Source organism: Lentibacillus sp. CBA3610 (assembly GCF_013373365.1).
Lineage (GTDB): Bacteria > Bacillota > Bacilli > Bacillales > Amphibacillaceae > Lentibacillus.
This window is the reverse complement of record NZ_CP035925.1, coordinates 3,982,424-4,004,468: the sequence shown is the minus strand read 5'-3', so window position 1 is coordinate 4,004,468 and position 22,045 is coordinate 3,982,424. Positions and strand designations below refer to the sequence as shown.

At 42.3% G+C, this 22,045-nt stretch carries 25 protein-coding genes and 1 riboswitch; of the genes, 3 read left to right on the top strand and 22 right to left on the bottom strand.

Annotated features, from left to right (window positions below):
- Nucleotides 1-88 precede the first annotated feature (88 nt).
- The 8 genes from Len3610_RS20050 to Len3610_RS20015 all read right to left on the bottom strand — a co-directional run bounded on the left by Len3610_RS20050 (nucleotide 89) and on the right by Len3610_RS20015 (nucleotide 8,130).
- Complete coding sequence (locus Len3610_RS20050; RefSeq protein ID WP_176449472.1) at nucleotides 89-277, bottom strand: hypothetical protein; 189 nt, start codon at nucleotides 275-277, stop codon at nucleotides 89-91.
- A gap of 207 nt (nucleotides 278-484) precedes the next feature.
- On the bottom strand, nucleotides 485-2,362 hold the full coding sequence (locus Len3610_RS20045) for an ABC-F family ATP-binding cassette domain-containing protein (protein ID WP_176449760.1): 1,878 nt from the start codon (nucleotides 2,360-2,362) through the stop codon (nucleotides 485-487).
- A 387-nt stretch (nucleotides 2,363-2,749) separates the two neighbouring features.
- A complete protein-coding gene (gene ribE, locus Len3610_RS20040; protein WP_255259713.1) occupies nucleotides 2,750-3,220 on the bottom strand; it encodes a 6,7-dimethyl-8-ribityllumazine synthase in 471 nt (156 codons plus the stop codon).
- A gap of 14 nt (nucleotides 3,221-3,234) precedes the next feature.
- The gene (locus Len3610_RS20035) at nucleotides 3,235-4,437 is read right to left on the bottom strand and encodes a bifunctional 3,4-dihydroxy-2-butanone-4-phosphate synthase/GTP cyclohydrolase II (protein ID WP_176449470.1); all 1,203 of its coding nucleotides are present in this window, start codon (nucleotides 4,435-4,437) and stop codon (nucleotides 3,235-3,237) included.
- A 25-nt stretch (nucleotides 4,438-4,462) separates the two neighbouring features.
- On the bottom strand, nucleotides 4,463-5,068 hold the full coding sequence (gene ribE / locus Len3610_RS20030) for a riboflavin synthase (protein WP_176449469.1): 606 nt from the start codon (nucleotides 5,066-5,068) through the stop codon (nucleotides 4,463-4,465).
- A complete protein-coding gene (gene ribD / locus Len3610_RS20025; RefSeq protein WP_176449468.1) occupies nucleotides 5,049-6,158 on the bottom strand; it encodes a bifunctional diaminohydroxyphosphoribosylaminopyrimidine deaminase/5-amino-6-(5-phosphoribosylamino)uracil reductase RibD in 1,110 nt (369 codons plus the stop codon). Before ribD ends, ribE (Len3610_RS20030) begins: the two co-directional genes overlap by 20 nt.
- 199 nt (nucleotides 6,159-6,357) lie before the next feature.
- A riboswitch (FMN riboswitch) is annotated at nucleotides 6,358-6,502 on the bottom strand.
- Between the two features lie 346 nt (nucleotides 6,503-6,848).
- Entirely contained in the window at nucleotides 6,849-7,472 is a 624-nt protein-coding gene (locus Len3610_RS20020; RefSeq protein ID WP_176449467.1) for a peroxiredoxin family protein, read from the bottom strand.
- A 481-nt stretch (nucleotides 7,473-7,953) separates the two neighbouring features.
- The gene (locus tag Len3610_RS20015) at nucleotides 7,954-8,130 is read right to left on the bottom strand and encodes a hypothetical protein (RefSeq protein ID WP_176449466.1); all 177 of its coding nucleotides are present in this window, start codon (nucleotides 8,128-8,130) and stop codon (nucleotides 7,954-7,956) included.
- A gap of 160 nt (nucleotides 8,131-8,290) precedes the next feature.
- Here Len3610_RS20015 and Len3610_RS20010 point away from each other — a divergent pair, with 160 nt between their 5' ends.
- Complete coding sequence (locus Len3610_RS20010; protein WP_176449465.1) at nucleotides 8,291-9,268, top strand: DmpA family aminopeptidase; 978 nt, start codon at nucleotides 8,291-8,293, stop codon at nucleotides 9,266-9,268.
- 125 nt (nucleotides 9,269-9,393) lie between these two features.
- On the opposite strand, the gene Len3610_RS20005 is transcribed toward Len3610_RS20010, so the two are convergent.
- The 9 genes from Len3610_RS20005 to Len3610_RS19970 all read right to left on the bottom strand — a co-directional run bounded on the left by Len3610_RS20005 (nucleotide 9,394) and on the right by Len3610_RS19970 (nucleotide 17,178).
- Nucleotides 9,394-10,755 (bottom strand): lysine N(6)-hydroxylase/L-ornithine N(5)-oxygenase family protein, encoded by a 1,362-nt coding sequence (locus Len3610_RS20005; protein WP_176449464.1) that lies wholly within the window; start codon nucleotides 10,753-10,755, stop codon nucleotides 9,394-9,396.
- Nucleotides 10,756-10,958: 203 nt separating this feature from the next.
- Nucleotides 10,959-11,609, bottom strand: coding sequence for a transporter (locus Len3610_RS20000; protein ID WP_176449463.1), 651 nt, complete (start codon nucleotides 11,607-11,609; stop codon nucleotides 10,959-10,961).
- Between the two features lie 105 nt (nucleotides 11,610-11,714).
- Nucleotides 11,715-11,993 (bottom strand): GNAT family N-acetyltransferase, encoded by a 279-nt coding sequence (locus Len3610_RS19995; protein WP_176449462.1) that lies wholly within the window; start codon nucleotides 11,991-11,993, stop codon nucleotides 11,715-11,717.
- A 66-nt stretch (nucleotides 11,994-12,059) separates the two neighbouring features.
- Nucleotides 12,060-13,001 carry a heme o synthase gene (gene cyoE, locus Len3610_RS19990; RefSeq protein WP_176449461.1) on the bottom strand — a complete coding sequence of 314 codons (942 nt, stop codon included), beginning with the start codon at nucleotides 12,999-13,001 and terminating at the stop codon, nucleotides 12,060-12,062.
- A gap of 535 nt (nucleotides 13,002-13,536) precedes the next feature.
- Nucleotides 13,537-14,208 (bottom strand): glycine betaine ABC transporter substrate-binding protein, encoded by a 672-nt coding sequence (locus tag Len3610_RS19985; protein WP_369693616.1) that lies wholly within the window; start codon nucleotides 14,206-14,208, stop codon nucleotides 13,537-13,539.
- Complete coding sequence (locus Len3610_RS22065) at nucleotides 14,100-14,498, bottom strand: hypothetical protein (protein ID WP_369693615.1); 399 nt, start codon at nucleotides 14,496-14,498, stop codon at nucleotides 14,100-14,102. Before Len3610_RS22065 ends, Len3610_RS19985 begins: the two co-directional genes overlap by 109 nt.
- 28 nt (nucleotides 14,499-14,526) lie before the next feature.
- Nucleotides 14,527-15,222 (bottom strand): cysteine hydrolase family protein, encoded by a 696-nt coding sequence (locus Len3610_RS19980; RefSeq protein ID WP_255259712.1) that lies wholly within the window; start codon nucleotides 15,220-15,222, stop codon nucleotides 14,527-14,529.
- Nucleotides 15,173-15,736, bottom strand: coding sequence for a GbsR/MarR family transcriptional regulator (locus tag Len3610_RS19975; RefSeq protein WP_176449460.1), 564 nt, complete (start codon nucleotides 15,734-15,736; stop codon nucleotides 15,173-15,175). Before Len3610_RS19975 ends, Len3610_RS19980 begins: the two co-directional genes overlap by 50 nt.
- Before the next feature lie 182 nt (nucleotides 15,737-15,918).
- Nucleotides 15,919-17,178, bottom strand: coding sequence for a YeeE/YedE family protein (locus Len3610_RS19970; RefSeq protein WP_176449459.1), 1,260 nt, complete (start codon nucleotides 17,176-17,178; stop codon nucleotides 15,919-15,921).
- A gap of 172 nt (nucleotides 17,179-17,350) precedes the next feature.
- Between Len3610_RS19970 and Len3610_RS19965 the strand changes: the two genes are divergently transcribed.
- Together Len3610_RS19965 and Len3610_RS19960 are read left to right on the top strand one after the other, a co-directional pair.
- Entirely contained in the window at nucleotides 17,351-17,626 is a 276-nt protein-coding gene (locus Len3610_RS19965) for a phospholipase (protein ID WP_176449458.1), read from the top strand.
- A gap of 136 nt (nucleotides 17,627-17,762) precedes the next feature.
- Entirely contained in the window at nucleotides 17,763-17,972 is a 210-nt protein-coding gene (locus Len3610_RS19960) for a hypothetical protein (protein WP_176449457.1), read from the top strand.
- Between the two features lie 87 nt (nucleotides 17,973-18,059).
- Here the strand turns inward: Len3610_RS19960 and Len3610_RS19955 are convergent, their stop codons facing one another.
- The 5 genes from Len3610_RS19955 to Len3610_RS19935 all read right to left on the bottom strand — a co-directional run bounded on the left by Len3610_RS19955 (nucleotide 18,060) and on the right by Len3610_RS19935 (nucleotide 21,861).
- Nucleotides 18,060-19,223 carry a DUF6688 domain-containing protein gene (locus Len3610_RS19955; RefSeq protein ID WP_176449456.1) on the bottom strand — a complete coding sequence of 388 codons (1,164 nt, stop codon included), beginning with the start codon at nucleotides 19,221-19,223 and terminating at the stop codon, nucleotides 18,060-18,062.
- A gap of 106 nt (nucleotides 19,224-19,329) precedes the next feature.
- Complete coding sequence (locus tag Len3610_RS19950) at nucleotides 19,330-19,866, bottom strand: DUF1572 domain-containing protein (RefSeq protein WP_176449455.1); 537 nt, start codon at nucleotides 19,864-19,866, stop codon at nucleotides 19,330-19,332.
- 325 nt (nucleotides 19,867-20,191) lie between these two features.
- Nucleotides 20,192-20,992, bottom strand: a complete 801-nt coding sequence (locus tag Len3610_RS19945) for a DUF4097 family beta strand repeat-containing protein (RefSeq protein WP_176449454.1) — start codon at nucleotides 20,990-20,992, stop codon at nucleotides 20,192-20,194.
- Nucleotides 20,979-21,545, bottom strand: coding sequence for an HAAS signaling domain-containing protein (locus Len3610_RS19940; RefSeq protein ID WP_176449453.1), 567 nt, complete (start codon nucleotides 21,543-21,545; stop codon nucleotides 20,979-20,981). Before Len3610_RS19940 ends, Len3610_RS19945 begins: the two co-directional genes overlap by 14 nt.
- Complete coding sequence (locus tag Len3610_RS19935) at nucleotides 21,538-21,861, bottom strand: PadR family transcriptional regulator (RefSeq protein ID WP_176449452.1); 324 nt, start codon at nucleotides 21,859-21,861, stop codon at nucleotides 21,538-21,540. Before Len3610_RS19935 ends, Len3610_RS19940 begins: the two co-directional genes overlap by 8 nt.
- Between the last annotated feature and the right edge of the window lie 184 nt (nucleotides 21,862-22,045).

Here is a 22,045-nt window from a genome sequence, read left to right as displayed (position 1 = left end):
CTATTTGGGGTAAGACCAAGGAGAGAATTTTTTGCAGTCAATCAGGTTTTTTGCAGTGTTGTGCATTGAAGTATCATCATTGGGAATTTTAATCAGGATTTTTATTTCTATTTTTACTGCATCCCCAATGTTTTTTGCATTCGGTAGATATTCGTTTTGTTTTTCCACGATTCATCACGAGAAGCACAATATTGGCAGACATATCACTTATTTCCTCTTTTAAGGAGCCAAACTCGTTAGCATTTGATACGTTTATCCCATCGATTTCTGCCTGCAAGTGCTCCTGTCCATGACGAAGTACCGATAGTATCGCACCAGCTCACCCACTCGCCTCCCATTGGCTGCTTTCAGTATAGCACAGATGGATAAGAACATAATATGACTTTTAAGAATTCCTTTTATTATTTGTTAAGGGAGTCCGATACCACTGGACAAGCACGATTAGAAAGACTGGATGGCGTACCACCCGGACAGTATGAACCAATTATTGTTCCAACTCTTCTGCTATTAAGGAAAGCTCTTCCCAGCGCTCCATTTTTGCCTCCAATTTTGTTTCTGTTTCCTGTTGCTCTTTATAAAGCTCCTGCACTTTTTCAGCATCACTTCCAGCACCGGCTATCCGTTCCTGCAATTCCTCCAGTGCCGTTTCCAATTCTGTTATATCGTCCTCGATCGTTTCCCATTCCATTTTGTCATGATAGGACATCTTCTTTTTCTGCGCAGGTCTCTTCTGCTCTCTTTTCACCGGTTTTGACGATTGCTGTTTTTGCTGTTGCTTTTCCCGCTCCAAAAATTCACTGTAATTACCGTAAAAATGCTCAATTGGACTATTGTCACGGAAAACAAGCATATGATCAACGACGCGGTCAAGAAAATATCTGTCGTGTGATACGGTAATGACCACCCCCGGGAATTGGTCCAGGTATTCCTCCAGAACCCCCAATGTCTGTGTGTCCAGGTCATTGGTCGGCTCATCCAGCAATAGAACATTCGGCTCTGACATAAGCACTCTTAACAGATAGAGGCGCCGCCTTTCCCCGCCGGATAGTTTCCGGATATAATTCCATTGTTCGCGACGTGAGAATAAAAACCGCTCCAGCATCTGTTCTGCTGTAATTTCATCCCCGTTTTTCGTATGGATAACCTCAGCAACTTCCCGAATGTATTCAATAAGGCGTTTATCGTCATCAAGTTCTTCATCACCCTGTGTATAATAGCCGATTTTGACGGTTTGTCCTGTCTCAATCTCACCCTCATCAGGTTTCAATCGTCCGGCCATTATATTCAGCAAAGTCGTTTTACCTGAACCATTCGGCCCGACAATACCAAGACGGTCACCGGGGACGACTAAGAAATCAAAATCACGGATCAGCTGATTGGAGCCATATCCTTTTTCGATTCCTTCCAGTTCAATCACTTTATTCCCAAGTCGCGTTGAGCCCGCTTCAAACGACACATCACGGGATTCGGTATTAAATGTTTGTTTTTGCATTTCCTGTACCCGTTCAACCCGTGCTTTTTGCTTTGTTCCTCGTGCTTTTGGCCCCCGTTTCAGCCAGGCGAGTTCGCGCCGCAGCGTGTTGTGGTGCTTTTCCTCGTAGCTTCTTTCCAATGCTTCCCGTTCGGTTTTTTTCTCCAGGAACAATTCATAATTGCCCTCATAAATATAAAGATTCCCTTTATCCAGTTCAAAAATTTGATTCGTGACCCGATTTAGAAAGTAGCGGTCATGCGTTACAAGCATTAACGCCCCTTTATACGATGCCAAATATTTCTCCAGCCATTCCACCGTTTCATTATCAAGATGATTGGTCGGCTCATCAAGAATGAGGAGATCAGCAGGCTGAATCAATGCCTTCGCAATGGCCACCCGCTTTTTTTGACCGCCTGAGAGCTCGGAAACGTTTTTATGAAAATCAGTAATCCCTAATTGCGTGAGAATTGTTTTGGCCGCTGTATTAGCTTCCCACGCATCCTGCTCATCCATCAGCCGCTGTTTATTCAGCAGCCGCTCCTGATTTTTTTCATTTTCCGGATCACGCTGCAGATCAAGAAGAACCTGTTCATATTCACGCATGACCTTCATAATGACTGCTTCCCCGTAGTAGATTTGTTCGATGACGGTTAAGTCATTGTCCAACTCAGGTTCCTGCGCCAAATATTCAATCTGATAATCCTTTGCATGGTCGATAGTGCCTTGCTCCGCTGTATCGATTCCAGCAATCACTTTCAAAAATGTTGATTTCCCGGTTCCATTGACACCAATCAAGCCAATACGGGCATTCGGTTTGATCATACATGAAATATGATTCAGTAATGTTTTGTCGCCATAAGATTTAAATAAATTCTCAACCGTGAGCATCATATTACCTTCCTATTGTTGAATCTTCATCATTTTTCCGGTTCCTGATCAGCTGTTTTATGAAAATAACAATCAAAAATAACAGCCAGGATGTGGCAGCGTAAAAGATAAACTTACTGAACGGATTCATCTCCTGAAAAAAGAACGCCATTCCAATCCAGATAATACCCAACCCGATTATTTGATAGACTAAAATTTTAATGGTAACTTCCTCCAGACATACAAATCTCTCTACCCCCCAGTTTATCGTACTGACGGATACTTTGCCATCATGAGATATTGGGGAATACGTATTTGGCTGAAGTTGTCACCATTAACTTGAATAGAACAGGAAAAATACTTACTGAATACGTCAATCATCCATACAGGAGCAGTTTCCCCGGACGTTCATTTATCCAACTCTTTGACGACATTTGCTGTTTCGATTGCTGCAGCTGCTGCTTCCGATCCTTTATTGCCGGCCTTTGTTCCTGCCCGTTCAATGGCCTGTTTAATGGTTTCAGTCGTTAATACACCAAAAATAACCGGCTTACCAGATTGCATCGCGGCACTGGATATCCCTTTGGCAGCTTCATTGCAGACATAGTCAAAATGAGGCGTTGATCCGCGGATGACCGCCCCAAGTGTCACGACAGCATCGTATTCTTCTTTAACCGCCATTTTTTTGGCAACCACTGGAATTTCAAATGCTCCCGGCACCCAGGCAATGTCGATGTTATCTTCCTGTACACCATGCCGTTTCAGGGTGTCTTCTGCCCCTTCCAGCAGTTTGCTCGTAATAAAGTCATTAAACCGTGCCACAACAATGCCAACTTTTAAGTCTGATCCAACAAGGCTGCCTTCAAATGTTTTTCCCAAATTGATCATCTCCTCTAGTTATGATGAAAACTGAATAAATGGCCCATCTTTTGATATTTCGTGTGCATGTAGCGTTCATTTTCCTCGTGTGTCCCTGTTTCAATCGGTATCCGAGCATTGATTTGAATGCCATGAGACTGGAGTCCCCGCATTTTTTCCGGGTTATTGGTTAACAGATTTACTTTTTCTGCGCCTATATCTTTTAAAATCTGAGCACTTATATCATACTCGCGCATATCCGGAGCAAAACCCAGCTGCTCATTCGCTTCAACCGTATCCATTCCGGCATCCTGCAGCTGGTAGGCACGCAGTTTATTGATCAGCCCGATACCACGCCCCTCCTGACGCATGTACACTAAAACGCCGGCACCTGCCTCATTAATTTTATTCAAGGCTTCATGCAGCTGTGGTCCGCAATCACAGCGGTAAGAGCCAAATACATCACCTGTCAGGCATTCGGAATGTACTCTGGTCAGCACTGTCTCTTTTTCATGAACATCACCTTTCACGAGCGCAATGTGTTCCTTATCATCCAAATCATTCGTGTATCCGTACACGGCAAACGTGCCAAAATCGGTCGGCAGCGTTGTTTTCACAGCACGGCTGACATGCACTTCATGCTGCTTCCGGTAAGCAATCAGATCTGCAATCGATATCAGCTTCAGCTCAAATTCCTCAGCCATTTTACGTAAATCCGGCACCCGCGCCATTGTGCCATCATCTTTGATAATTTCACAAATGACACCTGAAGGGAAGGCACCGCTCAGCTCAGCCAGATCGACAGAAGCTTCTGTATGACCCTCTCGTGTTAGAACGCCGCCATCTTTGGCAATCAGCGGAAACACGTGACCCGGCTGCTTAAAGTCTTCCTCTTTAACGCCCGGATTAAGCAGCGCCCGGATTGTTTTCGAACGCTCGTCTGCGCTGATACCCGTCGTTGTATCGTTGTGGTCGATGCTGACAGTGAAAGCTGTTCTGAACGGGTCGCTGGTCTGACGCGTCATTAAAGGCAGCTTTAATTTCTCAGCTAACTCCGATTTAATGGATGTACACACAAGCCCCTTTCCATGTGTAATCATAAAATTAATCATCTCCGGTGTCGATTTTTCCGATAATGCCACCAGGTCGCCTTCATTTTCGCGGTCCTCATCATCGACTACAATCACCGGCTTTCCTGCTTTCAAATCGTTAATCGCTTCCTCAATTGTATGAAACACGTTGTCCACTTCCTTCGTTTTTGAATCAATTTATACGGTGCTGGTGATTGAGCATATTTTTTACATGTTTGGCCAGCATGTCACATTCAATATTCACGATGTCACCCTCACCTTTGTCGCCCAATACTGTCTCGGATACTGTATGGGGGATGAGTGATATCGTAAACGTACTGCCGCTGATGCCGAATACTGTCAGGCTGACACCATCAACTGCGACAGAGCCTTTCATAATAAAGTAAATGGCCAGTTCGTCCGGCATTTCCACATCGTAATAAATTGCATTTTCCTGTTGTTCTTTTCGGATGATTGTACCGGTTCCATCTACATGACCAGATACAAAATGGCCGCCAAATCTGCCGTTTGCAGGCATCGAACGCTCAAGGTTCACATTTGACCCTTCCGCCAGCACCCTGAGGGAAGTTGCATTCATCGTTTCCGGCATGACATCCACCCGAAAACTTGTATCCGCAAAGTCCGTTACGGTCAGACAGATACCATTGACCGAAATGCTGTCCCCAATCCGAACATCTTCCGTCATTTTTGCTGATTCAATTTTCATTTCGATTGATTTTTCCGAGACATGGTTTATTTGTTTAATGGTGCCTTTTTCTTCAATTATCCCCGTAAACATTTGTATCGCCCTTTCGCGGTTCCGCTATGATTTTAATGTCCTCACCGATCATTTCCACATTAGTGATATAAAGTGACAGCGTTTCTGTTAAATGCTTAAAGCCGTTACCCGCAATGGATGAAGGCGCATCTTTTCCGCCAATCAGTTTAGGTGCCATATATTGCACAAGCTGATTGATTTTTCCGCTTTCAAGAAAAGATCCGTTAACCGAAGCACCGCCTTCAACGAATAATGACATGATCTTCCTGCTTCCCAGGTAGTTAAGTACCGTGACGGGATCCAGTGAGTTAAGCGGTATAATCGTCACACTGTTTTTTTCCTCAAACGGCTTCATTGACACTTCGCTGATATGATCCCCGGTAATAATCCACGTATCAGCTTGGCGATCATTAACCACATTTGCATCCGTCGGCGTGCGCAGATTGCTGTCCAGAATGATGCGCAGGGGATTCCTGCCGCCGTTCGGAATTCGTGCTGTCAGACTTGGATTGTCAGCAAGAACCGTATTCACACCCGCCAGAATCGCATCATGGGTATGACGGTACTGATGGACATCGCGCCTTGCCGCCTCGCCCGTCACCCATTTACTGTCACCCGTATGTGTTGCCGTTTTCCCATCCAGGCTGACAGCAGACTTCATCGTGACATACGGCGTTTTGGTCCGGGTGTAATGGAAAAAATGTTTGTTAACTGCTGCTGCCTCTTTTAGCAGCACACCTGATTCAACATCAACACCTGCTGCTTTTAACTTTTCAATCCCGCGCCCTGCAACTTTTTCATTCGGATCCTTTATGGCAATAACCGCCCGGCTTAACCCCTTTTCAATGATCAGGTCAGCACACGGTGGTGTTTTGCCATGATGGCTGCACGGCTCAAGCGTGACATAAATTGTTGCACCTTTTGCTTTATCACCGGCCATTTGGAGTGCATGAGCTTCCGCATGCGGCTCACCTGCCTTCAAATGCGCGCCTACTCCCAGGATTTCGCCATTCCTGACAACAACCGCACCAACCGGCGGATTCGGACCCGTTTGCCCTGAAACAGAGCTGGCCAGGTTAAGGGCCATTTGCATATAATGTTCATCGTTCATGACTGATTCCTCCTTTTTCAAACCATTCGGAGGTTTCGTAACGCTCCGCTTCTTTCTTAGACACTAAAAAAGCCCCTGAATTCACTTCAGAGGCGTAAGGGCAGAATTTTAATCATATCGTTTATTGTCAAATACGGCAAAGCTTATCGTAATTGACAACATCAATTACCTACACTTCACCTTAAATAAACGATTTGAAAAATTCCTTCTCCCATCCAGACTGTCACTGTCGGTTCCGGAGTTTCACCGGATCCACCGCTTGGTCAAAAACCGCACGGGTAGCGGACTCAGAAGCTGGCTTCATCACCGCCGATTGGGAATTTCACCCGACCCCGAAGGAACATTTTGCATTCATATTTGAATTTTTTATAGTATAGCACTCTATGGGAAGGGAATGCAAAAATACCACCTTCTTTGTGACTACAATCGAAAGAAAATCACAAAAAGGGGCGTGAAAAAATAAAAAAATGACGCCCCTTTTTCAGATACCGATACGATTGTAGTAGTGAGAAGGAGGTTAAATTTTGTGTCTAACGTTTGAAAGTTACTGTGACATAATTTTTCAAACGTACACTATTATCTTTGATGGCTGCTCAATCGATTTTTTAACAAACGCGATCGATTAATGACTCTGTTCGATTGTTTTTTGGATAAGCCCGGCACCGCACTTTACGCCAGAAGGTCATTAAATTAATCCATCTTTTCAAATGCCTGCACCATCAGCTCATAGTTCATAGGACCAAATGCCCTGAACTGGATCCGCCCGTCAGAATCAATCATAAAGGATGTCGGGATAGGCTGTATTTGATACTTATCAGCAACCTCTGTGTTTTCATCCATCAATACGGGAAAAGTCATGTCATACGCCTCAGCAAACTCTTCCACATCACTTCTGTCGCTTTCCGTATCGGTCAGGTTGACTGCCAAAATCTCTACATCTTTATTTTCATAGAACTTCTGCATATCCGGTATCTCAGCACGGCAAGGCGGACACCACGTTGCCCAAAAATTCACCATGACACGCTGGCCGCGCAAATCGGATAATTTAACGTGTTCCCCTTCCATCGTCTCCAATTGGAAATCCGGTGCCAGATCGCCTTCTTCAATCCCTACTGTATCCTCCCCGGTATGCTCATCAGGGGCATCAGTGCTCCCCTCAGCTCTTTCCGATTCTTCAGCCGAACTTTCCTCTACCGTAAAGTCATTTTTTTCAGCGGTCTGAGCGCTCTGATCATCCTGTGAATCAATAACAAAATCATACACCGCCCAGGCAAACATCCCAGTCAAGACAACAATAATTACTGCTTTTTTCATATGAAAAACCTCCCCTTATCCCAGGTTTGCAAACCATGTGATTTCACCTTCTTCATGTCATATATTAGGACAGTTACACTCATGATGAATACAAGAATCAAAAACCACTGGGACATTATGTAGCCATAAAGGGTCGTATACGGCAACACGAATAGTAAAATAGTTTGCCCCAAGCTCCAAACAGCGAAAACCATGCCTGTCATCATGATAGCAGAGCGCTTTTCATGTATGATTAAAAAGAAGACCGACACGATCAAAAGAATTCCCAAATGCCCCAGGACAGTACATTGTCATTCAAAACGACTCAATGAATTCATAGACAAACGCTGATGCCAGAAATATCGGAACAAGAGAGGAAAGGACAGCGTTGACTTTTGAATTTTTCTGTTGAAAACCAATAAAAGAACCGCAACATAAAAGGCATTTGAATCACTTGAGTAGGCAAGCACTGCCAGTGGATCTGTCACGAATAGTTCAATATTCAATAACACTTTTCCTGCCCATATGAAACAAGATTGATAATGAGTGAAACACTTTCTTCTAATTGCTGTTTTTTAAATGACTTCGATAAAGGACTGCTTACGTTAAAAAAGATCAGTCCTGCTGCAATACTCAAAACAATGCAAGCAATCTTTACAAATACCCAGGTTAGTGTCATTGTATGTCCTCCGTCTATTTCAGATTCATTAGATGTGATATAACCGTCATGTGAACGTTTGATAAAAAACGTGAAATCCACTGGTTTTCACCTTAATTACTATGAAAAAATCTTATCTGCTATAATACTATATAAATCTATTATATAAAGGGGTAACATTATGCAACTGCGAAGAGGACCAAATAATTGTATCACCGATATAGCTGATGTGAATGTCGGCCATGTTACGCTATATGAACATATCAGTCATAAGGATACCATCTGCACAGGAGTTACCGCCATTTTGCCGCATAGTGGCAGTCTTTTTCGGCACAAGGTTCATGCCGCGAGTTCGGTCATCAATGGCTACGGCAAGACAGCCGGACTTGTTCAGGTCGACGAACTGGGGTTGCTGGAAGCACCTATTATGCTGACAAATACGTTTAGTGTTGGAGCTGTGATGCAAGGGACGCTTCAATATATGCTTGACGAAAACCCGGAGATCGGTGATACGGCAAGCTCGCTCAATATCGTTGTTGGCGAGTGTAATGACAGTTATTTGAATTCAATGCGACTGCAGGCTGTCAAACCGGAACATGCGATACAGGCAATCGAACATGCCTCGAGTGATCCAGTTGAGGAAAGTGCTGTCGGGGCAGGTAAAGGTATGATTTGCTTCGGGTATAAAGGTGGAATCGGAACAGCGTCACGTGTTGTGAAAGGCTACACAGTCGGCTGCCTCGTGCTCAGTAATTTCGGCAAACGGGAAGATGCTCGTTTCGCCGATTTCAATAAGATACCTATGAACACTCCTGATGGATCGATTATGATGGTAATCGCAACCGATGCACCGCTTAATGACCGGCAGCTGAAACGGCTTGCCAAACGTACTGCTGCCGGACTGGGCAGAACCGGCAGCCACATTGCACATGGCAGCGGCGATATTGCCATCGCTTTTTCAACGACTAATTTACATGAACATGACAATGGATCGCTCATGGAAAATATAAGCTTTCTTCGTGATGAACATCCCATCATAAACGGACTCTTTCAAGCCGTCGTCGAAACAACTGAGGAAGCTGTCATCAGTTCACTCCGGCATGCTGAAACAACGAAAGGCCGAATAGGACGTGTCGTTGAGAAAGCGCCGTTGGATTAACCGGAGCACTCAAAGGGAAAGATCGGCAGCTCACCGTAAATGGTCCAGTTGCAGGAGAAAACATGAAATAAAGAGTACGGATTAGATTATGGAAACTTTTCAACGACCGATGGGGTTAATAAACGTCAACTGCCGGATTTACGAAAATTAAATGGATTACCATTTTCGGACAAGTATTCATCTTCCATTGTAAACTGCTGAAAGATGGTATCACGTCTGTCTTTGAATACTTCCCGTCCGGCAAGCAAGTTTATGATTTGAATGTTCTTTTGAACGGCCAATCCCAAGTTGGTGGCTGCCGTGCCATGAGAATGCTCCAAATTGGTCATGGTGAAAAAACGGTGGTCCCGCTGATCATGAAACGCCAGTTGATAATCTCGGGTAACTTTATAACGGTCCTCGTCTTCCCACATAATTTTATCCTTAAAACGGTCATAGAACCATGCAGGAATATGGGGTTTATAACCTGTTGCCAGGATAACCTTATTCGTTTCATAATCAAAGGAATTTTCTTTTTGCCACTGATGACAGTTCAATACATACTTATCATTGTTCCGATTTATATGTTTCACTTCTGTATTGGGCTGAATGGTTACCGGCTGTTCCGTTTGGCCAATTGTTTTATGGTAAAGCGTTTCGTATAATTCCATCAATGTCTGTGGATTAACACCTTTTCTGAGCGTTCCTAATGTGTCCAATGTGTCGAGACGCTGGTTAAAGCCGAGCGAATGAAAATAATCAACAAAATCGGGTGAAAAATACTCCTGGCCAAATTTGGCTTTCTCCAATTGAAATAGGCCGCTGGAACGGGTGAATAACGTCAATTGAAATACTTTATTTTCCTGTTCTTTTAACAGATTCAGTAAAACCTCGATGGCACTCTGACCAGAACCGACGATTGTAATGTGCGGGGATTCAACTAAGCTTTCCTTTTCGTACATGTAGCGATCTGTATGTAAAACATCTTCCTTTGGGTGTCCTGACATGGTGTCCAGTACCAAGGGTTCACTTCCGGTTGCCATGGTAACGTTTTTTGTGAAGTATGAGGATCGTTTTTGAGTTGAGGTTTCTTCCACGACTACCTCATAGTGAGGCTCCGCAGCTTTTTCATGATCGATCACATCGACGACCTTATAACCGAAGTTGAGCTGTTCCAATTGATCGGCCACCCATTGCAGGTAATGGTTATATTCCTGACGGGGAATCTGAAACTTGTTAAAAAAGTAGAACTGGTACAGACGATTGTGTTCATGTAAATAGTTGATGTAAGTGAGTCGGCTTGTTGGATCAGCGAATGTGACAAGGTCCCCTAAAAAAGGGGTGGTCAAATTCATTCGTTCAATTAACATTCCGGGATGCCATTCAAACTTTGGCATCTTATCAAAAAATAAGCTATCAAGTTCAGGGGTAATATCCAAGAGAGCAGCTAAACCAAGATTATAAGGCCCTATCCCGACCCCGATTATATCGTACAGTTTGTCAGACATTTGTTCCACTTCCTTTCAGGCGAATCTTTACAATATCATCCCCAAGTCTTCAGGGATTATGCTTCGATTGAATCGTCAGAACACAAAGGTATCTTTTAACGACAAACATCACAGTACCAGTGGGTTTTATGTGCGGTTTCCGGGAGGGTAATAATAAATGAGTTATGTGGGAGTATTGATAACAGCATCAGTTTTGAACGTTATTATTCGCCTGATTTCAGACCCCGCCTTTCATCCGAATCAACGTTGCGTTTACCTTTTAACCACTTGTAAAAAATATCAATCCGATTAAACCCCCATTGGAGTGCCAGTCCCTGAATGGCAATGCCGAGAATGGATACCACTGTTAAGGTCCAGACCGAAATGGTTTGCTCGATTTCAAATACTCTGTGGCCAAAAAACAATAAATAGCCAAAAATCACGAACAATGCATCAAAATAGGATTCAACAGAGTTTTCAACGATTTGAATGAGCAACGCTTCCCCGAGCAGTAAAAATAATATAATGGACAGGATCAGTGACTTCGAGCGAAACGTCAGCTTTTCAACAAATGGCAAGACGTAATATTTTGTGATGGTTTTAATCCGAAATAAATAGATAACCCGTACAATTCTGGCCATCTGAAAAAATTGATCGAATGGAATGATAGCGATTAGAAGAAATGGGTTTTGTTTTATAAATGCCCATTTCGAACTGGACATAATAAAACGAACAGTAAAATCAGCAAAAAATATCCCCCACACAACCCAGCTGATTGTTGTGTTATAGGTTTCATCCGTCCAGATCGTTATAATGGTAATCATGACAAGCAGGATCATGATGCTTTCATAAGTGATCTTTGCAACTTTCTGCATGGTTTGTCCCTCTTCCGACTGGTTTACACACTTTATTATAATAGAAAAGCCAGGGAAGCGTAACCCTGGCACATTTTCCAAAAAGCTATTTTTTTATCGCGATTGTTATTTCGTCAGTACATCATGGTATTCCGGTGTTTTTTCCATTTTCTCTTTCGCATAAGGGCATGTTGGATCAATCTTCTTTCCTTCGTCCCGTGCATACGATACCATTTTTTCAACGAGCTTGCCGGCGACGCCTTCACCGCGTAGTTCCTCGGATACATACGTATGATCCACGTTCAGTTCATTATGACCGGATTCCTTAAATGTGATTTCCGCTTTTGGTTCCTGTTCATCAGCGCCTATATAAAATTTGTGGTCACCTTTTTTGATATCTGCCATAAAGATTTCCTCCTTAACTGTTTAATGACATCTTTCCCATTTCATCACTGACCTAATCTCTCCGTCTTATCCAAACCATGGCAATGTTACGACAATCGCAGCAACAAAGATAATCATTAAATAATTCACAGAGACCATAAACATTTTATCCGCCCATTTCACAGTATCCCTGGAAAAAAGACCGCTGATCGCCAGGGCAAGGTATCCGATATTGAGCAACGTTGCTATTACAATGAAGGCTGTCCCCAGTGAAAACAAATAAAACGGCAGCGGCAGAAGACACGCGATGTAAATAACCATCTGGCGCTTTGTAATCTCCATACCGTATACAACCGGCAGCATAGCAACGTTTGCAGCCTTGTACTCATCATATTTACGAATCGCAATCGCAAATGTATGCGGCATCTGCCAAATGAAAATAATGAGTGCCAAAACGATCGGTACAATATGTGAGGCAGGCTCCAATGCGGCCCACCCAATCAGTGGTGTCACGGCACCGGAAACACTCCCGATCACCGTATTGAGGGTATACTTGCGTTTCGACCACATGGTATAGAGAAAAACATAAGTGAACCAGCCGATAAATGCATATATGACCGCTTCAAGTGTGGTAAAGGCCAACATCAGTAAACCAATGACACTTGCTGCCATTCCAATCCACAGAACTGTCCTGAGCGAAATATTACCTGTCACCGTCGGCCGTGACTTTGTCCTGTCCATGACAGTATCAATATCGACATCATACCAGTTATTGATCACAAGTGCTCCGGCCATAACCAGCGTACTACCGATAATGGTCAGAAGAAATATATCAAAATTAGCTGAAAAAGATGCACCTGTAAAATATATTGCCAGCCAAAATCCGGCAAAGACCGGTACTGCGTTTGCTATCAGCACCGGAATTTTAAAAAGTGACTTCAGGTCCGCCACGATTGATGTTTGATTTTCTTTCTCTGATGCAAAATCAGTACGATTTATATCTGATGAGGTGACGATTTGCCTGCTCATCCTATTCATCCTCTCAGTAAACATGACAATTAATAAAAATACTTCCTCATATATTGTAATAGTTTGTCCCCAATTATGTAAGCAGAATGAATTGTAAACTACAGGATAAATGAACACGAGTTAATTGAAGGATAAGTCATTTTTTGAAGCTCATTTGTCAATACCATAAGCATACAACCCCTATACCGGCATTGATTCTTAAAACTTTTTGCTATACCTTAGTACCAGGACCTACACCGGCTCCAGCGTTTCTTCATCAAAGAATACATTTCGACTTGCGATTTTTTTGGTGCAGTTATATAATCTGCACAGTATAGATTCAATCTTCCTTAGGTAATGACACAAGATCTCCCAAGACGTATTTATCTTTATTATATCATGTTTCAGCCTTGCATGCCTGTCTTCACACAATTGTCATCCTGCTCAATTCTCAGTGCCCCATATTTAGACCTGCAGCAAAATACAAACAAGACAATAAACGAAAAGAAGCAGAAACCATATTAATATGGTTTCCGCTTCTTTCATCAGCTAATATTTACTCTGTCCCTTTTGTCCATTCACTGACGGTATCCTGGTTATTGTTGACCCATTCTTCAGCTGCTTCGGCAGGGTCCATTCCTTCGTTGATTTTAACCATAACTTCACCGATTTGTTCTTTTGACCACTTAAACTGATCAAGAATTTTATGGGCTTTCGGAGCATCTTCTTCCAGTCCGCTTCGTACAATTGTATTAATGTTGTCAGGGTCGCCGTAAATATTTTCCGGATCCTCAAGATATTTTAGATCATATTCAGAGAATGTCCAATGCGGCGACCAAAGCGTCACCACAATCGGCTCTTCATTTTCAATCGCATCGCCCAATGAAGCTGCCATGCTCGGGGAAGAGCTTGCCTGAAGTGTCCAATCATCCAATCCATATTCAGGCATTACGTCTTCTTCTGTCAGCTGCATTTGGCCAGCACCTGGCTCAATACCTGTAATGGTATAATCTGTATTATCGCCGACTGAATTTGTGTTCTCTCTCAGATCTTCAATGGAATCGACATCCATATATTCCGGAACGACAAGACCAAGCGGCGCTTCTTCCAAGTTCGGTCCTAAATGCACCAGATCTTCTTTATATTCTTCCCAATAGCTGGCATCCGTATGCGGCAGCCATACACAAACAGTTGCATCCGCTGAACCATCGGATACACCTGTATACATTGCACTTGCTGCAGCGTAACGTCATAGCCTGCTTCTTCCAGTACAACTTCCATGACATGGTTGCTGGCTGTAGCTGATGCCCATGCAACGTAAGGAATTGTCAGTTCTTCCTGGCCGATTTCACTGACAGTATCGCCATTTGACGATTCATTTGAAGCTTCTTCGTTTGAGGCACCATCGTCTCCATTGCTTTCACTGCTTTCATCATTGCCACTTCCGCCGCAAGCCGCCAAAACCACCAACAGAATCATAATGGCAGTTAACCCTAAAAATCTCATTCGTTTTAACACCCATTCGTCCTCCTCTTATGATGTAAAATTATTTATTTAACGTATTAAATGTTTCACGCATACTTTCAGGTGTGAATTGTAATTGATCAGGATAGTCTGGTTCCCAGTTCCGATAGTTTTCACCATTTAGTTTCTTAATCATTTCCGACGTATCAAAAACGGCTAAATCATAGACCCAATTGGCCATAATCATGATAGATGCCATATGCGCGCCTTCATTTGTAGTACCGCACATATCTTTTATTAAATTCACCTGATAATCACGGAAAAAAGCATCGAACACGGACGTCATCAGACAGCCGTCCGTGACAAACCCTCCCATAATCAGATGCTTGATTCCCATATTTCTGAGCATCAAATCTAAACTTGTATCATAAAAACTGCTCCAGCGATATTTATCAATGACGATATCACCTTTTTCAGGCTTAATTTGATCAAAGATTTCCACCGCATCCGTTCCATCATCGTAAAATACGGGCCTGCCCTCATCATTCAAAGGTTCTTTATTGGACAGACCGATCGTATCTCCCCGGTTAATATGCCGTGTGAATATGATCGGAATACCTGCTTTCCGGCACTCAGCAATTAGCTTCTCTGTATTATTCACAACTGAACCGACGCCCTCGATACCAAATTCACTTTCTTTTTGCACATCGATTAAAACGAGTGCTGTATCATTCTTGTCCAGTGCAATCACCACCTTTGTGTTTTGGAAAATACTCAAATATCTTCCGTGATTCCATTGCATTGGCTAATCTGAGCGTCCAGTCAAAATAAGTCATGGTTTGATTTATATCCTCAAGGTCCCCTTTGGCCGTCTCTTTCGCTTCGTCAGAGTCACCATTTTCCGCAATATCTTTCAGTGTGCCTTCCACCTGTTCATAAGCTCTTAAGGTAATGTTTCTTTCCTGCCTGAGCATTTTGGTGAAAAAGGCAAAAAAGTTTTTAAAAAAGTCTTTATCGGCAATATAATGATCTTTCCGGTCGCCTTTTTTCCACACTTTAATCACCATTTCAGTATCAAGAAGATCCCTTAACCCTGTGCTGACACTTCCCTTGCTCATCGCAACCTGATTTTTTATTTCATCCAGATTAAGCGGTTTGTCCGCAAAATAAAGCACACCGTAAATCCTGCCCACAGACGGTGTCACACCATAAATCACCATCGTCTGGGCAATTGCACTAATCATAATATCGCGTGATTCCTCAATTTTTTGCATATCATTATCAGTCACCATGATTCACCACCCCTAGTTCGATCAGTATAATATGTTCAATTTGTTTTGTTCATTTTGAATAGTTTAGTTGGAATTATACAGAACACTATTCAGTATGTCAACTCTTCCTTGGTAGAACTATCGGTGCAGGAGACACAAAAAAAGCCGGCCCTGTAATAGAGCCAGCCTCTGTAATAATCATTCTAACAAAACGAGTCTTTAGGTTTCGGTACCGATAGTCCGAATAGTGGTCTGAGATACAAGGCCAGGAAGGTTCCTGCCAGTGCCAGGATGCCCCAGACATAGCCATGAAGACTGAATGACGCAATGCCACCGAAGTATGCACCAATATTACAACCAAAAGCAAGACGGGCGCCATAGCCCATCATCAGACCGCCGATAACAGATGCTGTAACATTTTTTCCATTCATCTTTGAAAATTTGAATAGTCCCCCGGCAGCCGATGCAAGAAACGCGCCTAGAATAACGCCAAGATTCAGGACAGTCGTCGAATCGGAAAAAATGGATGCTTCCAGTGCTGCAGCGTTAGCACCTTGCCAATAACCCCAGCTCGCCACATCGATGCCTAAAAATTGGGCCGCTTTGGATCCCCATAGAGCAAAAGCTGATGTAATGCCCCATGGCGTTCCGCGAACCATCAATGTTAGAGCATTCAGAACGGCTAATGCAATGGCTGCAGCAAACAACGGCCATGAACCGCGGAAAATGCGTCTCCACCCTGAAGCTGATGGTTTAGGCGCCATTTTTGGCGGTCGCTTCTTTCTTTCCACGACTAACGTAATCCACGTAATGAGGCCAAACAGTGCAATCGATAACAGCCAGGCACCACCATAGCCAAATCCGGTCGATGTTGCCAGCGAAACAGGTTCAAATGCCGGTAAGTCTTCCGTCCAAAACGGCAGGTGATAGGCACCGACTGTTGAACCAATAATGAAGAATAAAAGCGTGACAAACATGACCGATCGCCCGCCGCCAACTGCATAAAGTGTCCCGGAAGCGCATCCGCCGCCAAGCTGCATGCCAATGCCAAACATAAAAGCGCCTACTAAAAGACTCACACCAACCGGTGATACATAACCGGCCACGCCTTCTCCAAAAAATGAATAGCCAAATGCCAGGATTGGCGCAAATAATGTGACGGCAACAGCAAGCATTAACATATGGGATCTCAATGCCTGCCCATTACCAACAGACATTATCCTGCGAAACGCCGATGTAAAACCGAAACGTGCATGAAACAGTGTATAACCAAGGAGCAGACCAATGACGAGCAGTAATGGCTGTACGATATTTTCTGTTGCCATAAGATAAATCATCAGGATTGCGCCTGCAATGAGTCCACCAATAATTAGTGACGTTTGCGGTTTATTTAAATCAGTATTATTTCGTGGAACAGGATCTTTTACTTCATCTACCGGTTGAACCTTTGTCGTTGAAGCCATTTCAAAACACCCTTTCCTTATCATTTTAGTCGGGTTTACTTTATAATAATAAAGGCTAACTGTTTTTGTGTCAAAAAAATTCAAAGCTTTCCGGGTTGGGTGTTCAAACAGTCCTTTTAAACCTTTACGCATAAGATATCCCGGAAGATTAAAAAATGTAGGGGGAATTAAAATGCCTCAATATGGTCAATCCCGTCCAGGCAATTGCATTATTCCCGGATATCGATATTGCGGACCGGGATGCAGCGGACCGGGTGAACCGGTTAATGCTGTCGATGCTGCATGCCAGGCACATGATGTATGTTTAGAGAGAGGTGGATCAGCTTGCTTTTGCGATCATGAGTTTCTGCAGCGTCTGCGTCCGTTAATTAACCCATACACAGCAGAAGGAAGACATGCCAGGACAATCCATCATGCTATGAGAATCGCAGCACGTTTTAGATGTTAAAAGGTAACCAAAGAATGAATCAGTGATATTGTGAAATATATTTAATAATTTTTACAATCCATGTTTTGCTGATTTTAAAAATGGGTATCGGGATATCAGTAGTAAAGGCAACATACAATCCTTGGAGGTATCCCAGATGGAAGACAACGTGGTTAGCTTTAAAAATAACGCCAAACGATTTAACTGCTCAGATGAGGAACTGATTAAAAAACTCCAGGATTTAATTTCCCGGTTTCAGGACCCAAATTTATCCAAAAAAGATCGGGAGGCAGTTTTTCAAAGAATTAATCAATTAACAGATCAGCTGACGGGTGAAAATGATGGATACCATAAGTGTGACCTGTAATCCCTTTTAGAGGCTTTAAGTCACACATTTTTTTATTTTGCCGTGAGCACCATTTAAGCTTCTTTTGGCTTGGACGGCAGGCCGTACTTAAAAACGAGTCCCCGTCCTTAACTCACTGTACTGCATATGAATACGGTTTTCCGGTTTTCTATCAACGGTATATAACACGAGGAGAAAAAACAATTCCACGGGCTTCATCAAAAAATAGACGGCGTCAGCTTTCCACTTTGAGTTGATATGCTTGCTGATGGGATAGCCATAATTATCATAAAAAGTACGGATAATCTTGTGTGATTTCGGTATATACTGCTCCATAATATTTTCAAATGCATTGGCAATGAGCAGCTGACGGTTCACTGTAATTCTCGATTCCTTCCTGATACCCGACCTGACCGGCTTAACCAGCTTTTTATGACCTCTGGCGGACACTGTACATAAATAATGACCATCGCCCTTCACAATCTCCGGTTTTGGAGCAGGAATAACCGAATAGTTAAAAGAACTTGTTTCGAGAAACACGCGTATAAAGCTGTCAGGACGCTGACCAAACAGCACCAGAATCAACTGGATAATGATCAACACCGGAAATAAAGTAATTGCCCATAGCCGCGGCATTTTCTGATAATGCTGCGTCACACGGAAGAAGAACAGTAACAACTTATTGCTGTAGGTGATTTCTTTTTCCTGCTGATTTTTAAGAAATTCATCCAAGGAGTCTTTTAGTCGTGCGATGTATAAAAATGTTAAGGATAAAAAACTGACTTGCAGCAGAAACACAGGAAATAACTGACCATCGTGTGAAAAACTTGTATGCGTGAGATAGGCTGCCGCGAACAAAACATTTAAGATGATAATGGTACTCAAGCCCACATATATAATCGGAGACAGACCACTTTGAGTCAAACTAATGACCCAAAAGCTAACCACACCTAACGTCACGAATACAACCACTGTCAACATATGCTCATTGGCAAGCGAGGCATATCCATTTGCTTTGTCGCCTGTCATTTCAAAAATACGCAATGGCTCACCTGCCTCTAAACCACTTTTATTGATTTCAAGACCAATCAAGCATAAACAGTAGATGAAAATGGAATAATACACGTCGAGCGTTTTGGATTTAACCGATCCAGCCTTTGCATTCCGGTCTTTCTTCCTCCCGATAAAACTCCGAACTGTCCGGATAAACGCATATGCAGGAATGGATAAAAATAAGAGTATCACCAGCGAAGCAAAAAGCCATCCCAACATTCTTCCTCCTTCCAATCATGCACGATATCCTATCACGGGAGCGCCTTATTCCTCCGTTTCAGCTATTCAGGATCTTCCCGGAAATAAAATAAGCGATTGACACTGATCAGTCCTGGTTCTTTTTCAGCATCTCCTGCAAATACTCCTCCGACTTTCCTTTGGGGATACTGAGGGTTTCCCACTCTTCATCTTTAAGTTGCTTGCCAATATAAACAATTTGTCCGACATGATAAGCATAATGAGCCAATTGTCTTTCAATGGCATCCATCACCGTATGATTTTCACCGCGTATAGCAACATTTTTTAATAAATCTGCTTCATCTAATTCATCAATCGTTTCGAACAGAACCTCCCAGCCTTTTTCCCAAATCGAAACCATGTCCTGTTTTGACGTTATGGTATTGATAAATTCCTGATCACGGTCTCTGGTTGTTTTTTCACCGTCAGATGTTAAAAAATCAGTCCATCTTGAGGTCATATTGCCACTTAGGTGCTTGACGATGACCGCGATATTATTAGAAGATTCATTTAAAGTCCAATGGATATCTTCATCGGACAATTGTTGCAATGCTTTATCTCCCAGCTCCTTTACTTTTCGGAATCTTTCCCGCACCACTTTTAAATACTCAGTCCCAATTGGCATCACATACCACCACCTTTAATTCTTATCAAGCAACTCTTCAATTATGCCACTTTTAATACGAATTTTCCGAATCATTGAACCATAATCTTGCGCAACTCAATAACCCATGTTCAGTTTACCATATTATTTGTATAACAGTATTAATTTTATAGTGATTTTAAACAGTATCTAACACCCCTACTCCTCCAGGATTAATTATGAAAAAGCCCGGAGTTTGGAGGAGATGATTTCAATATTTTTGACTTATGAACCTCTCATTTTGATACGAAGCCGGGGCTGAATCAGAAATGTTTCTTTAGTTGGATATGGGTAAAAGATTTCGACTCTACTGTTTCATAACGTCAATATTTCCATTGTTAGTTGTTAATTTTATGAGATTGTCGCCATCGCCAACGATGGTGTCCCAGTTAGAACTACCAAAAATCGTTGCTGTACCGTTATCAGTCTTTACATCAAAAACTGCATTTGTTGGGTCTTTTTCCGTTTCAATTTCAATGTTACCATTATCAGATTCCAACTCAATCGAACGATCTAAATGATTGGTATAAAGGGAAATTGAGCCATTATTTGTTTGACCGCTAATATTCCCCTCAACATGATCCAACTTAATACCACCGTTATCCGAATTTGTATAAACCTGATCAGAATTGATGTCCCCCATTTCAATGCGGCCGTTATTTGTTTTAACTTGTATTTCTTTTATATTGAGTTGACTGGCTTGAAAACTTCCATTATCCAGTTCAGCTTGCAGCGATTCGTATAATTTTTCCGGTAAATAAACGGTTAACGCGAGTGTTTCGCCAAAAAGATTGATATTGAATATACCTTTTTGCCTAACCGTTTGTATGGACAGTGTATTCCCATCAGTCTTCACTTCCAGCCTATCCTCAATATCGTTCATTCTTGTGCCAGCGAGTTCCACTTTAATGTTGGAATCATTCGTTGAAATAAGTTCTACCTTCTCATTGTTTGTATTGATCTCGATATTTTCAATGTTTTCCGGATCGATGACTTGCTCTTCAGACGAATTGGATTTATCCATTAAATTAAATGCTATTAAACTGCCACCCACACCGACTAATAAAAGAATTAACGCAATAACTGACATCTTTTTAATACTTTTCATTTCTCATACCACCTTTTACCAGGTTTACATTATATCTTAGATAACGAACAAATAGATTCATTAAGGTACGTGTTGCAAACAACATTCCGATCACAATAAAAAGACCAAGACCGGAAAAGGCAATTGAAAGAAATAATTCTAAAAACTCGAATGTCCCTGGATAAAATGCTGTATTAATGAGAACCATTACAGGAGAAACAATAAACGTAAGACCTGTTAACCATCCGCCCATAATAGTCAGAGCCAGTGCCAAAAAGGGTCCAAGCACGACAACTAAGTTAAAAAAACTTAATCCCAGAACCGCCCACATCGCCCGGAGTACATTGCCGGTTGATGTCGTTTCTTCAACTTTTTCAAGATGGTATGCTGCAAGCAGTTCTTTTGCTATTTGTTGCGGTGTGCCAAGAGAATTGGCGATTTGTTCTTCGGTTTTTCCTTCTTCGGCACCAATGTCAAAATGTTCCCCGAAATCTTGCAAAATATCTTCACATTCCGCTTGAGGAAGCTTTTCCAATTCTTTTTCCAAGCTTTTCAGGAATTGTTCTTTATTCATGATTAACACCTTCCTTTATAATTTGATTAACACCTTTCGAAAACTGCTCCCACTCATCGTTAAGGATATGAAGATAATCTCTGCCTTTATCCGTGAGGCTGTAATATTTCCGGGATGGACCCTCTTTTGACTCTTGCAAATACGTTGTTAAGTACGCCTCTTTTTTCAATCGCCTTAGTAATGGATAGACGGAGCCTTCAGAAATAACGATCTGATCCGAAATGTTTCGAACGATTTCATAACCATAGCGATCTTGCTTATTTAACAATGCAAGTACGCATAGTTCTAAAGCTCCTTTTTTAAATTGTATGTTCATTGGGAAATACACCTCATTTTTACTACTGTGTATTAAACAGTACTGTAATATAAAAGTACCTCGTTAAAAGTAATGTATCACATGCTACTGTTTGTCGCAAGGTACTGTATGATTTTTTATATCAATTCAGCATTGACTTATACGACAGCCACTGTTATGGTTATATACATAACTATATAACCGT